Source organism: Synechococcus sp. PCC 7336 (assembly GCF_000332275.1).
Taxonomy (GTDB): Bacteria; Cyanobacteriota; Cyanobacteriia; order Thermostichales; family PCC-7336; genus PCC-7336.
This window is the reverse complement of the sequence record NZ_CM001776.1, coordinates 4353193-4366886: the sequence shown is the minus strand read 5'-3', so window position 1 is coordinate 4366886 and position 13694 is coordinate 4353193. Positions and strand designations below refer to the sequence as shown.

7 protein-coding genes are annotated in these 13694 nt (G+C 54.5%); 2 read left to right on the top strand and 5 right to left on the bottom strand.

The window, feature by feature from the left end:
• Positions 1-122: 122 nt before the first annotated feature.
• Positions 123-2948, top strand: coding sequence for a filamentous hemagglutinin N-terminal domain-containing protein (locus SYN7336_RS20615; protein ID WP_162139130.1), 2826 nt, complete (start codon positions 123-125; stop codon positions 2946-2948).
• Here the strand turns inward: SYN7336_RS20615 and SYN7336_RS20610 are convergent.
• The 5 genes from SYN7336_RS20610 to SYN7336_RS27060 form a co-directional block, all read right to left on the bottom strand.
• The gene (locus SYN7336_RS20610) at positions 2945-3727 is read right to left on the bottom strand and encodes a hypothetical protein (RefSeq protein WP_017327837.1); all 783 of its coding nucleotides are present in this window, start codon (positions 3725-3727) and stop codon (positions 2945-2947) included. The genes SYN7336_RS20615 and SYN7336_RS20610 overlap by 4 nt on opposite strands.
• Positions 3720-6341: a CHASE2 domain-containing protein gene (locus SYN7336_RS20605; protein WP_017327836.1), complete on the bottom strand. Its 2622-nt coding sequence runs from the start codon at positions 6339-6341 to the stop codon at positions 3720-3722. The genes SYN7336_RS20610 and SYN7336_RS20605 overlap by 8 nt, the downstream gene beginning before the upstream one ends.
• The gene (locus tag SYN7336_RS20600) at positions 6338-7747 is read right to left on the bottom strand and encodes a DUF1822 family protein (protein WP_038026146.1); all 1410 of its coding nucleotides are present in this window, start codon (positions 7745-7747) and stop codon (positions 6338-6340) included. The genes SYN7336_RS20605 and SYN7336_RS20600 overlap by 4 nt, the downstream gene beginning before the upstream one ends.
• A complete protein-coding gene (locus SYN7336_RS20595) occupies positions 7744-9201 on the bottom strand; it encodes a hypothetical protein (protein ID WP_017327834.1) in 1458 nt (485 codons plus the stop codon). Before SYN7336_RS20595 ends, SYN7336_RS20600 begins: the two co-directional genes overlap by 4 nt.
• A 406-nt stretch (positions 9202-9607) precedes the next feature.
• The gene (locus SYN7336_RS27060) at positions 9608-11020 is read right to left on the bottom strand and encodes a cell wall metabolism sensor histidine kinase WalK (protein ID WP_051039855.1); all 1413 of its coding nucleotides are present in this window, start codon (positions 11018-11020) and stop codon (positions 9608-9610) included.
• Positions 11021-11506: 486 nt separating this feature from the next.
• On the opposite strand from SYN7336_RS27060, the gene SYN7336_RS20580 reads away from it, so the two are divergent.
• Complete coding sequence (locus SYN7336_RS20580) at positions 11507-13687, top strand: hypothetical protein (protein ID WP_017327831.1); 2181 nt, start codon at positions 11507-11509, stop codon at positions 13685-13687.
• Positions 13688-13694: the final 7 nt, after the last annotated feature.

Below are 13694 nucleotides of genomic sequence, written 5' to 3'. Positions count from 1 at the left end.
CTTGTGATTGAAGTTGCAGAGGCTACCTTGTTATGAGATTTTCTCTTTGGCGTGTGGTTACACGCAGTATTGGCTTAACCCTCACGATGATTTTCATAGCAAGGGTTTCTCAATCACAACCCGTGGCAGATGGTTCAACTTATACAAACGTTGATGATAATATGGCAGGCAATTGTGTCGGAGGTTGCTTAGTTACTGGCAATACGGTCATAGGTATCAATCAATTCCACAGCTTTACAGATTTTTCAGTGCCTACTGGAGAGGCAGTTGTATTTGACACGAGTCTTCCTGCTGGAATAATGAATAACATCCAAAATATTATTAGTCGTGTAACGGGCAACAGCGTCTCAAATATTGATGGATCTATCTCAACCATAGGTCCTCAACCAGCTAATCTATTTTTAATTAATCCAAACGGAATTTCATTTGGCCCTAATGCTTTGCTTAATGTTCAAGGGGCTTTTGTTGGTACTACAGCCTCAGCAATTGAGTTTGGCTCTCAAGGGGTCTTTAGTGCTTTGGACTCTAGCGAACCAGCACCAATGCTAGCAATTAATCCGACAGCACTAATATTTAATCAGCTACCTCAAGTAGGAAGTATGAGCCCTCAGCTAGGCTCGATCAATGTTGAAAATAATTTATTGATTGTAAATCCAGATTCCAGTTTGCTGCTAATTGGTGGAGAGGTTAATATAAACAATAATCTTTTGATAAGTCGTCTACCACTTAGTCCTTCTGCTTCTGAAGCTCCTGGACAAATTGCCTTTGGAGCAATAGGAACTGGAGGAGGAAGAGTAGAACTTCAAAGCCAGTTTGGCGATAACAACTATGGTACTGCTCCGTTTGCACAATTTGAAAATGTTCTCGATGGCGGAAATATCTCGTTGCTAAATTCTAATATTTCTGAGTTCTTCGGAGGAGATGTTGTGGTTTTTGGAGGTTCTATTGACGTAATGGATGTGCAAATCACACAAGGTGAAAGTAGTGAAGGTAATATCGACCTGAATGCACGCGACTCAATTTCAATAATTGATTCTCCTCAAGGACTTGAAACTAATATTTCATCAATAGCTAGTGATACGGATGATGCTGGAAGCATCTCCTTTTATGCTGGTAACGAGATTTTCTTGCAAGGTAACGTAATCATTTCTGCTGATAGCTCTGGAGGAGGTAATAGTGGTGAAATTTCTTTTGAAACATCTTTAGAAACAGGCTCTATTATCATTACAGATGGCGTGACAATATCTGCCAATGCCGCTGGAGTAGGTACAAGTGCTGGTGAAATCTCGATTCAAGCTAGAGAGGTTACTCTATCTGGCATTGATATTGATACCAGCTCCATCGGTAATGCTCAACAGGCTGGAGCTATTTCGATCTTTGGTAAAAGTTTGAACTTGACAGAAGGAGCGAGTATCTCTAGTCAAACAGCTGGCGATGCTATTACGCCAGGAAATATTGAAATTTCGGTAAATCATGTCAGCTTGAGCGGTGGCAGTGAAATTAGCACACAACGGACCTCTGGAACGGGCATTGGAGATGCTGGAGAAATATCCATTACTGGAAATGCTCTGTCTCTATCCGAAAATTCTGTTATTTCTAGTGAAACTCAGACTGGTACTGGAGAAGGTGGAAATATCTCACTAGCTGTAGACAGAATTGACTTAACGAATGGCACCATTACCGCAGAAACCACCGGGCCGGGAAACGCCGGAACAATTGACCTGCACGGCAACCTGCTGCGCTTGAACGATCGCTCCACCATCACCAGTTCGACATCAGAAAACGGCGGCTTGGGAGGAAGCATCGACATCGACGTTGCCAATACCCGCCTAACCGGAGACAGTACCGTCGCAGCCTCTACCGCAGGAGCAAGCAACGCAGGCGATATTAACCTCACCGGTAACAGACTGGCTCTCTTAGGAGGCAGCACCATTGAAACCAGCACATCGGCAGCAGGCGACGCAGGCGATATTAGCATTCACGTCAAAGAAGATCTGCTCGTCAGAGGCACAGACCCAGCAGGCAACCCCAGCGGCATCTTTGCCAATACCACCGCTGGTTCTACCGGTTCGGGAGGCAGTATATCTATCAAATCCGAAGACACCTCTCTATTCGAACAAGCCTCCATTGCGGTGGATAGTCTGGGCGATGGAGACGCAGGCGCACTGCATATCGTATCTGGCGACCTAACCCTAGATACCGGATCTTCGATCTCGGCAGCCACCGCCAGCGGAGAAGGAGGAGATCTGAGCTTCAACATTCACGACCTACTCCTGCTGCGCCGCAATAGCAACATTACGACTGAAGCTGGAAACGACGGTAACGGCGGCGATATCGACATCGAAGCAGACTTTATCGTCGGTATCCCCGGCGAAGATGTCAACATTATTGCCAATGCCTTTGAAGGGGATGGGGGCAACATTACCCTCACCGCCTTCTCAGTCTTGGGCTTTACCCTCGGTCCCGACCCCGCAGAAGCCAACAACATCAGTGCCAGTTCGGAACTTGGCGTCGATGGAGACATCATCATCGACGTGCTCGACACCGATCCCGCACGAGGTCTAGAAGAACGCCAAGTCCAATTCAGCGATCTCTCCAACTTGATTGGCTCCACCTGCAACTTTGGCAGTCCCGACGACGAACAAAGCCAATTCATCTTGGCAGGACGAGGCGGATTATCCCCCGATCCCAACGAACCCCTGACCGGCGAAGCCCTGATAGAACGTCAATGGGTTACCCGCCCCGACAACCTTGCCAGCACCTCGACCCTTTCAACACCACCGCCGAATCAATCCATCCGTCAAACCGAACCCAGACAGCGCATCGTCGAAGCTCAAGGATGGTACGTTAACGCGGCAGGGCAAGTGGTTCTGACCGCAAACCCGATTGAAGTCTCCAGTCAGGTGGTGACCAGCGCTGCCCCTTCTACCTGCCTCAGCCCTAGCTAGCTATTGTCCTCGGAATGGCCACCCTCGCCATCCGCCTGCAATCCCCCCGGATTGCAGAGATAATTCGCCATTTCTTCCGCCGCCGCCGCCACTTCCATGTCAGCATCGCCGATCGCGTGGAGTTCGCTCAGGGCATCCGACCAGAGCTGGCGCGCCCCAAAATAGTTAGCCCGCGCTACCGCAAGATCGCTATCATTCGCTCCCCCCCCAACCAGTTCCGCTTTCAATTGCTCTAACTCGATCGCAATGCGAGCGCGCTCTTCTGCAGGCAAAACCGCAAACGTACCTTCAAAATCCGCCGTATCGGGATGAGTTAACTTCCAGCGATAGATGCGACCGGGCTGCAGTCGATCGCCAGTGTAGTCAACGCGGCGATCGCCCTCCTCCACCCTCTGCTGCCACAGCAACTCATTCGTTTCGTAGTCGTACAGCATCACCTGCTGCACCGAGGCATACCACATAAAAACCGGTAAATCGCTCCAAATGCTGTCATCCTCCCCCAACAACCCCGGCGTATAAGGACAGGCCAAGGCGCGGGAGCCCAAAGGCCGTTCCTCCTGTCTCAATTTATTGCGCAAGGTGTTCAGAGCAGCAATCAACGGGGAAGTGCGAGCGCGGGTCGAGACATCGCCAGCACGGCCAGCAGCCTCTGTGGCTGTCGGCACTGATACAGCGGTATTGGTTTGAGCCCAGACGGCTCGATACAATCCTCCCCCAGTCAAAACAATCGAGGCGGCGATCGCCCAACCGATCGATCTCTGTCTGTGTAGATTAATCACGACTCGTTCTCCTCCAAGACAGCAATACATAGGTCCATAGCGTTGTCGCAGGCAAAACCACCGGCAGCAGCACAGTCGAAGAAATATAGAGTTGTACGCTAATCAGCGCGTACAGACCCGTCCCGATCGCCAGCAGCTTCACAGCCAGCCACCGCGTGGGGGATTGGCGTTGTTGCTTCTCCATCCAAACCGCGATCGTTTTACCCCCCACCGCCGATAGTGCTACCAACCATAAATCTGGTACCGGAGTGACTAAATGGCGGTTGAGAAAGTGATGAATATTGTAAGCGTGAACTTCGGCACCGGTATAAACAGCAGCGTTTTCGAGCCCTATCCCCTCAAACTCGATCTCTCCTGCAGCCCCCTTCTCCCGCCAGTAGCTCATGGCAGCAGGCAGGGGGAAATAGTCAGCCTTACCAATGCCTGCCTCTTCGTATCCGCCAGGAGCAACAATCGCAATTTGCTGGCGATCGGTTGCTCCATCGCCAGCAAGTTGGGCAGGCCCTTCTAAAAGTTGCCAAGCGGGCATGCGCTCGTAGACGCGATCGGGGGGAATCGAAAAATCAATAATGGGATGCAGCCAGCGCTGCCCGAAATAGGTAGACCCCTCGGTAATTGGGGAAGATCGCAATCGCTTGAGATGGCTGACGGGACTCTCGGGCGCGTCGATCGCCGATGCTGTCGATAGGAGCTGCACCTGCAACAGCATCTCACTGGTTAAATCTGGCTCTACCCGATCGGCTCCGAGGGGCTCCTCCTCGATCGCCCAAACCAACGCCAGCAGATAGCCAAATGGCAGGTTTTGCCCGTCATATCCCTGTAGTGGCGGCAATTTGAGATGCGTATGACTGCCATTGATATTCCCCCGCAACGTCCATTCCAAAGGGGCAATATCGGCAGCTTCCACAGCAGGGTATCGATCGCTGATGGAGGCTAAAACCATCCACATGCTGCACTTTTCTATCGCTGTTTCGACCGCTGCTGCAAACACGGGATCGGTATCGGGTTGCTGGCGATCGAGCAGGTAGTCAATCCCGACTGTTACAGCCGATCGCTCGCTTAAGGCACGCACCAACTTGGCTAAATACCCCCGATCCATTGGCGTGGGATCGGGGATGCCCTCGCGAAAGATCGACTCGCGATCGATTTGCACCAATAAAACCGGCGGCTCTCCAGTCTCGGGTAGCTGACCGGTGAGATCTCGATAAATCGCCTGCCCGAAGGTGCGACCTTCCAATAGAGCATTTTGCACCCCCGGCAAGAGACTGAGCAGGGATAATGCTCCTAAGGCGATCGCCTGAGCCCGATTGGGCAATACCTGCTGCAATCGCTGCCGCCAAGACCGCCGCTCGATGCGAAACAGCTCGGTATTGGGATGGCGAAAGATTGACGGAATTAGGTAGGAGGAAGGATAGGTCAGACTTTTTTCTGACTTTAAAAATTTGCTGGCCGAGCGCAGGGCATCGTGGGAATCTTGGCCGTCTGCCAGATTTTGCAATAACCGCACCAAAAACTCTTGAGCCACCTGATTGTGAATCGGCTCTCGCACGATCGCCACTTGACTCAAGCCCAAGTCGATCGAGGCATTGGCAATGCTGAGACCGCTGCAGGAATTGAACATGGCAAACTGGAGTCCCTGCTGGCGAGCCCGTTTCAGATGGGGAGTGAGTTCGCGAATGGAGAGGGCCGCCCCAGGCGCGATCGCCAGTTCTCCCCCCGTCACTTCCGTTTCGTTACTGTGTCCGGCAAAAAACAAGATGTCCCAGCCGCGATCGTCGTCCAAAGCCTCAGCAATCTGCTGCTTGAGCTCTGTCACCGACTGCTCCGGCTGGTAGCCAATAAATTCCACATCGGCAACCGGAGCGAGCCGCTCCACCGCTTCTCGATCGGCTTTGAAATCCAGTCCGGTATCGTCCCCCAAAATCGCCAGTACCCGCATGCGATTGTGTCGCCGTTGGGGGAGCTGAGTCGGTTCTTCCCGCACGTTCGCGGGGTAGCGAGCAATGCGGATATTATTTGCTGCCGCAAATTCTTCGCCAATTTCCCAAGCTTCCCAGGGCAAGCGTTCTAGTTCGAAGGGAGTACAGGTGAGAAACACATCGACTCTGGGTTCCTCGTCAGCAAAGGCAAAACCCCGATTGACACGCAAGGCGGCGCGAGCAATCTCCGAGCGAATTTCGTAGAGTTCCGAACTGCGCAACCAGCGATGAAATTGATGGAGTAGTGTGGCTTCAGCTTTGGCCAGTCGAGCGTGTAAATCGTTGGCAGCGGGGGTCATGCTGCCAGTTTCCACAACGCGGCCCCGCAGGGCATCGGGGGGTTCGGGCGGCGGATCGGGTGGAGGGGGAACTAGTGGCGGAGGGACGGGCAGCGAGTTCGGTGAAACGCCAGAGATTGGGGGTTTAGAGCTGGGCGGCGAGAGCGGCCTGTCGATCGCGGACTGACCGTAGAAATTGAGATAGGTCCGTCGCCAGTGCTCGTAGGCTTCTGCTAGCTTTGGAGGGTAAGGCAATGCCGCTGACAGTTGCTGGCTGACCCCCCAAGAGAGCTGAAAGAGACAGGCACGCTCCACCTGCTGCACTTTCAGTCGGTAAGCAACAAACGGGACGGTCATAATTGTGTGGAGCCGGGATGAAACTGAAAGGGCGGAAGATAGATGGAAGAACCGGGGGCACTGAGATCGAGATCGACGGTCACCCAGAATTTTTCTTCCCAAGTGCCGACAACGCGGGCGTAGAGATAGGTGTCTTTGCGATCGGGGGTGGTGGTTTGCTCCACCAACAATTGGGCGGAATCGCGCACCAACAGGCGGGCGGAGGGCGGCAGCGAACGACCCGTCTGAGGTCCGAGCACCACTAAGAGCGTCCACTCCGGTACATTTGCAGACGATAGATGGGGCCAAGTGATCGCGTACAGCCTCAAACAGGTATCGGCCCATTGCAGGTCGCGATAAGCGCCGCGAGCGTGGGGTGGAATTTCGAGCCCTTCCCGCTCTAATTCGCCAATGATGGTATCGACATCTTCTCCGGTGGTGCGCATCCCACTAGCCAGACGCATTTGGCTCTCCATCGGCGGCATCAATACCCAAGCGAATTCTCGGGCGACCGCATCCATCTTATCCTGCAGCCACAGCCCGACATTGATGGCTCGATCCGAGACCGCAGGTCGACTGGAGCTGGAGGTTTGTCCCTCTCTCTCTGTCGAGTCCTCTAGTTCTGCGATCGAGGCTGGTGTCTCCGGTTGTAATGCGCGATCGCGGGCCGCACTGAGGGTGCTGTACAGCCAGCTAGACCAATCGGCATTTGCCAGTACGGCAGCCATCTCGTCCCAGCTCAACACCTGCCAGAGGGGGGCCGATCCCAAAGAAGGCTGCAATTCAATTAGCCGATTGCGCAACTGCTGTGTAACCGACGGAGTAGCCACCTCAGGTAAATCGACAGCGCTGGAGGAAGCCGCTTGCAGCCACAATACTAAGTCTTCGGGCGTGCTATCGAACCATGCAACCGGACAGTCGTAGGTCCAATCCACCTGCGGTTGCAGTTGCTGCGCCTGTAAGCGTTCCAAGAGGCGATCGCGTGAAACGCAGCCTTTGACATTGACCCAGAGGTTTTCTTCTCGCACGTCAACCATGACGTAGAAATGAGCGGCAAACTCTGCTAACTCTACGGCTGCCCGCGACAGGCTCACCCACTCGTCCGTCAAACTACCGCTGGGAATCAAACAGAGCTTGAATTCACCCACCTGCACGTTGCAAGCCGTCGAGAGGAAACTGGCGTAGGACGGTTGCAGAGTGGTACAGCGATCGTAGCGAGCGATCGAACCGCGCTCGGCCAGCCACTCTTCTACCCCAAAAACAGCCAGTGCCTGAAGGTAGGCCGACCATTGCTGCGCATTCTGAAGGGCCGATTGGCCTAACTGACTCGCTTGCTGCAGGCGGAATTCCGAGAGGGATATCCCCCCGAGGGGCATGGTTTCAAAGTCGGGAATCAAGTTAGTCACAGTTGCGTCATAGATCATCATTCGGCACCCCGGGAGTCTAAGTACTGACAAAGCCTGCGGGCATAAAGGCTGCGGGCGGGAGAATGTTGGGCCACGCTGGCTTCAGCGGCTGCTTCTTGCAGCATCTCGTCGATTTGTTCCGACAGTGCTGCATCGAGCTTGCGATCCCACTCTTGAAGTTGCTCTAACTCCTTATAGCTCTCCAGTTTTTGGAGAATGCAGTTGCGTAACTCGAGCAGCAGCGCTTGGCGAATATCGGCTCGCAATTCTTTCAGCTTGAGTAAGCGCGACACTTGATATTGAGCTCGCAGTCCCACATGGGGGGCAATGTCTCCCATCGACATCCCCTGACAGTGAAACAGCGATAGACCGAGCAAGAAGGGTTGGTGCTTGGGGGTTTTCTTGCGCTGTAACTGGGTCACCCAGCGTTCGACCGTGTCGGAGATGGCACGATCCAAACACCGCGAGAACTGAGCCCGGTAGTAGGTCAGAAACTCATTCCGATCTTCTCGCTCCGGCAGGTCCTCATCTGGAGCAGCCACTTGTAACGCACTCCTGCCGCTGTGGCTGGAGTCGCGATCGAGCGATTCGACGGGGGCCGGTCCACCCCGCACGTAAATGCGGTACTGACGCAACCGCTCTGCCAGTCGTTGCAGTTGACTCAGCAGGCGCTCGGGATCGGTCTCGACCTTTGCAGGTAAGGCGATCGCTCGTTCGGGCTCGACAGCTCGACCGAGTGCTCCTGGCCCGATCGCGTAGCGGGCCATCTCTGCTAACTGAGCGTTGCTGGGCTGCTGGCAGCGTCCCGCCGAGCCAGTGCGTCGCTGTTCGAGGCGATCGCGTCGGTAGACGGCGTGATAGCTCTCCAAAAGCTGGCAGGCATCGCGAATCTCCACCGCTGTGAGGGTGTGAAACTCCGACAGAATGCGACGAGCCTGTGGCAGGCTGGTGTCGTTCAAGATGGCCCAGTCACTGATCAAATAAACGCCACATTCTAGTAGATAGGCGTTGAGAGAGCGATTGCGGCGCACCAGTCGCACCGTCCAGGTCGCTAGGCCCCCACGGCTGGGATCGAAGGTTTGCAAAATCTCGCCGATCGACGAGCGATAGGTTCCACTGCGGGACTGGCGCGATCGCTTCAGCGGGTTGCCTTCGTCTAGAACGAACGGGAACAGGTCGTAACGGGAAAATCCGTGCTTGGTGCCGAATTGCGATTCAAGCTGCACGCACACTTGCTCGATCACATTCGAGATAAAGCAGCGCAGGCAGATCTCGGCGAACTCGCGGCGACCGAGATCTGCCTCCGATAGCTCGCTACCCGAATCGGCAGAGCGCACCCACTCTACAAGCTGGTGCTGCACTTCTGCGTCGGCGACGTTGAGCTGGCGGGTAGGATCGGCAAATTGCTGCAGGAAGAAGGTCTTCGCGGGAGTGAGGGTTTCAACTTTACGCGCGCCAGCAGCATCAATCCGCACGAACCTCCAGTATCTCGATGATGAGCCCATAGAAGGTTTCAGTGGTCTTAAAGTTGGAGCAGCAGTAGTCGAACTTAATTGTCTCACTTGCCTACGAAGTCCAAGCAAACTTAACTATTCTCGTTAACCTATGCCTTGTCTGGCGAAACGTATGCGGTTTTAACGCTTGCAGTTTTTCCGAACGCTATTGACCAGCCAAGTTTTCCAAACTATTACTACTCTGTTGCGATCGGCAGTACCTTATCGAGAGAATTTATCTATTAAAGTGTGCCATTGCACTAGTTTGCCCGAGCGAGCAGCCAAATGGGTGCGGCGATAAAGATTCAAAAAAATTTAGCTTTAGAAAGATTTGGCTCGGCAAATGTCCGAAGTCTGTGACATTAGGTCGGCAGTTTTAGCGTTGAGATTAGCGGCTGCCGGACAGAACTGGTTGGGGTTTGCGGGTTGTGCCACCTGCGCTACTCGTGTCGGGGTGAAGCTTTGGGACGCTTAATGTCCTAGGGAGGTGCAAGGTAAAAATGCTGCCTTCATCCAGCTTCGAATCGACTGAGATCGAGCCACGCATCTGTTCCATTAAGGCACTGGCGATCGACAGGCCCAAGCCAACGCCACCTCGCTCGCGGCAGCGGGAATCATCGGCACGAAAGAATCGATCGAAGATGCGAGTTTGCTGCTCGGGGGCGATGCCAATGCCCCGATCCTGCACTTCGAGCAGAATCTCTGTAGAGCTTGCCTTGACTCGCAGCGTGATGGGACTGTCGCAGGCAGAATAGCGGCTAGCATTGGCGATCAAGTTGAACAGCACCTGCTTGAGTCGATCGCGATCGGCTTGCGCCCACACGGGCGCCTCGGGCACATCCAGCTCGAACGGATTGGAGACAATTTGATGGGCTAGCATTTCGACATCGCTGGCAAACTCGCCCATCTCAATTGCTTCCAGCCGCAGGTGAGCGCCACCCACCTCTACACGGGCTAAATCCATCATTTCTTTAAGTAGCCGCACCGTCCGCTGAATTTCTTCCACTGCTGTATCCAACGATTCCCGCTGAATGTCAGTGAGATTGTGGCCGCGCCTCAGCGTACTTTCCAGATAGCCCTGCACGATCGCCAGCGGGGTGCGCAGTTCGTGGGAGATATCCCCCAAGAGCTGCTGTTCCATTTCCCAAGAATCGGAGAGGCGATCGATCATGGTGTTAAAGGCCAAAACCAATTGCTCCACTTCAGCCGGAGCGCGATCCATGCTCAAACGGGCATCTTCTAACTGGTCGAGTGACACTTGTTCTGCCATTTGGCTGAGGGTATTGAGCGGCCTGAGCGATCGCCGAATCAGAGTCACCCCGATCGCCGTCACAATCGCAACCGCACCCCCTCCCGTCAGCGCCAGCGCCCGAATAAATCCCCAATAGGCGTGGTAGGACAGCGTCACGTCGTCGATCATACTAATCAACACGCGGGAGCCATCTTGCAAGTCCAGCCACTTGCTGCAGGCAATCCAATATTCTCCATCCATATGAATTAGGTGCGGCTCGCTGGGGCCGGTGTCGGCCATTGGCCCGTTTCCGGCGAGGGGGATGGATTGAAAGAGCACCTCTCCGCTTTCACTCTCGACCTGCAGCCAGGTATTACTGTCACTATATTTCTCAACCACTCGCTGCAAAGACTTCTCAGGAGGCATCATTTCTTGGTAAGTGTTGGCATCCTGGAAAGCTCGCGAGAGCTCGTTTTGCTGTTGTATTTTTGCGCCAGCAAAGATTTGGCGATGCATGGTCCAAGCGGTAATGCCACCTGCAGAGCCCATCACGGCCACGGTTGCCGCCATGGAGATACTCATGAGCTGACATTGTAAAGACGAGCAAAATTTTGGCAACTTCACCATTGCAACACTCAACTCAAAAGCCATCGCAGATGGCCGGCGGACAATTGTTCGGACAGAATTATGACTGTCACAGGCTTATTCTAGGCTGGCTGCCTGAGTAGCCTCGCGGGCTTTCCGAGAGTTATCTGGTTTGACGATAGGATTTCACTGAGAATCTTCTCAGTATCCTTCGAGCGCCTCTAACTTTGGAACCAGCCGTTTGTCCTTAGAAACACGGATACGGTCCTGAAAATTGAACAGGTATCCCGATGGAGATCGCATAGAATTCAGCCAAGAGGCCATTGGCTCAGCAATGACCCAGATCGATGCTCCGCGCTGCCGTGCTTGCCTGCCTGCCAGTCGCGATCGCATTGCACGCCAATACTCGACCTGTTTCAATCGACATATCTATCTGAAATCTGTCTAACCGCTAGCTTGCCTGCAATCCTTATGACTCATCCGCTATACGTCGCCTTGATTTGGCACCAACATCAGCCCTTTTATAAAAGTCCGGTGGCCGGTAAATATCGTTTGCCGTGGGTGCGGCTGCACGGCACCAAAGACTATTTAGATATGGTGTTGCGGATGGAGCGCTATCCTCAACTGCATCAAACGGTCAACTTAGTACCCTCCCTATTGCTGCAAATCCAAGACTATGTAGACGGGCAGGCGTTCGATCCCTATCTAGAACTGATGTTGATGCCGGTGGAGCATCTGTCCGGTCCCCAGCGAGAGTTTATTGTCGATCGCTTCTTCGACGCCAACTATCCCACCGAAATCGAGCCCTACGACCGCTATCGAGAACTGTTCCATCAGCGGGAGCAGCGGGGAAGAGAGTGGTGTTTGCGCCACTGGGAACTGCAGGACTTTAGCGATTTATTGGCTTGGCACAATCTGGCTTGGTTCGATCCGCTCTTCCACGACGAGCCCGAGATTGAGGGCTGGCTGAAGCAGCAGCGGGGATTTACGGCGGGCGATCGCCAGCGCATCTATACCAAACAGCGAGAACTGCTGGCTCGGATCGTGCCGCAACATGCCAAGATGCAGGCCAGCGGTCAATTAGAGTTGACCACCACCCCCTATACCCACCCGATCTTGCCGCTGTTGGCCAACGAACATGCTGCTCGGGTGGCCCGTCCGGGGTTGCCCCTGCCCCGCTATCCGTTTCGCTGGGAAAAGGATATTTCGCGGCACTTACAAAAGAGTAAGCAGATTCATCGCGAGCGCTTCGACTGCCACCCGCGCGGCTTGTGGCCCTCGGAACAGTCGGTCAGCCCTGCTGTCCTGCCTTACATCCGGGCGGAAGGGTTTGAGTGGATTGCCTCGGATGAAGGGGTGTTGGGCTGGAGTTTGGGCACCCACTGGCATCGGGATGAGGCCGGTCACGTATACGAAGCCGATCGCCTCTATCAGCCCTATCGCCTGCAGGGGGATTGGGGGGAGTTAGCGATTGTGTTTCGCGATCGCCGCTTATCCGATCTGATTGGCTTTAGTTACAGTTCGATGCCAGCTCGCGAGGCTGTGGCGGATTTTGTCGGTCACCTAGAGTCGGTGCGGGAGCGCTTGGGGGGCGATCGCCCTTGGCTGGTGACCGTTGCTCTGGATGGCGAAAATTGTTGGAGCCATTATCCTGGCGATGGCGCTGAGTTTTTAGAAACCCTCTATTCCCGCTTGAGTGGCAGCGATCGCATTCAGCTGGTCACGGTGTCGGAATATCTCGATCGATTCTCTCCCACTAAGACGTTACCTGCGGAGCAATTGCACAGCGGCTCCTGGATCGAGTCAGATTTCACCACTTGGATTGGCGATCCGGTTAAGAACCGGGCCTGGGAGTTGCTCGCTCAGGCCCGCGAAACGATCGAGGATCACCCCCGCGCCGACGATCGCGCTTGGGAGGCTTTACTGGCGGCAGAAGGCTCGGACTGGTTCTGGTGGTTTGGGGCCGGTCACTCTTCGCTGCACGATGCCTACTTTGACGAACTGTTTCGGGAGCATCTGGCATCGCTGTATCGTGCCTTGGGGGAACCAGCCCCCACCGCCTTGAGTTTCCCCCTCGAAGACCATGCCGCAGGGGGCGATCGCCTGCCGGAAGGCTTTGTTCATCCCACCATTAACGGTCAGCCGGAGGAACGGGAATGGGACTGTGCCGGACGGCTGGAAATCAGCGGTGCCAGCGGCACCATGAACCGCAGCACCCTCGTCCGCCAGTTCTGGTACGGTTACGATCACTTTCAGCTCTACCTGCGGTTTGATTTCAGCTCGGTCTTACAGCCGCCAGAGCAGTTGCAGGTGTATTGGTATTACCCCAATCAAACGACTCTGAACAGTCCCATCCCCTTAGACAATCTGCCCGAGCACCCCCCCCTCAACTACCACTTCCGCCACGGTTTAAGGGTGCATCTGCCCGAGCGTCGGGTGCAACTGCAGCAGGCGGGGGAGCACTCCAGTTGGCACGACATTGCTCACAAGGTGCAGATGGGGCTAGATCGGTGTTTGGAGCTAGCCATTCCCTGGCACGACCTCGCCCTCGACCCCGGTCAAACTGCTGAATTTGTCGCGATCGCCGCTGCGGATCGTGCTTTTCGAGAAGCCGTGCCGGAGCAATCGGCGATCGCCGTTGTTGTACCTTAAATGCCTG

Excerpts from the sequence above, each read along its gene's own strand:
- SYN7336_RS20605 (WP_017327836.1), bottom strand. The coding sequence starts at position 6,341 with ATGACCGTCCCGTTTGTTGCTTACCGACTGAAAGTGCAGCAGGTGGAG.
- SYN7336_RS20600 (WP_038026146.1), bottom strand. The coding sequence starts at position 7,747 with ATGATGATCTATGACGCAACTGTGACTAACTTGATTCCCGACTTTGAA.
- SYN7336_RS20580 (WP_017327831.1), top strand. The coding sequence starts at position 11,507 with ATGACTCATCCGCTATACGTCGCCTTGATTTGGCACCAACATCAGCCC.
- SYN7336_RS27060 (WP_051039855.1), bottom strand. The coding sequence starts at position 11,020 with ATGGCGGCAACCGTGGCCGTGATGGGCTCTGCAGGTGGCATTACCGCT.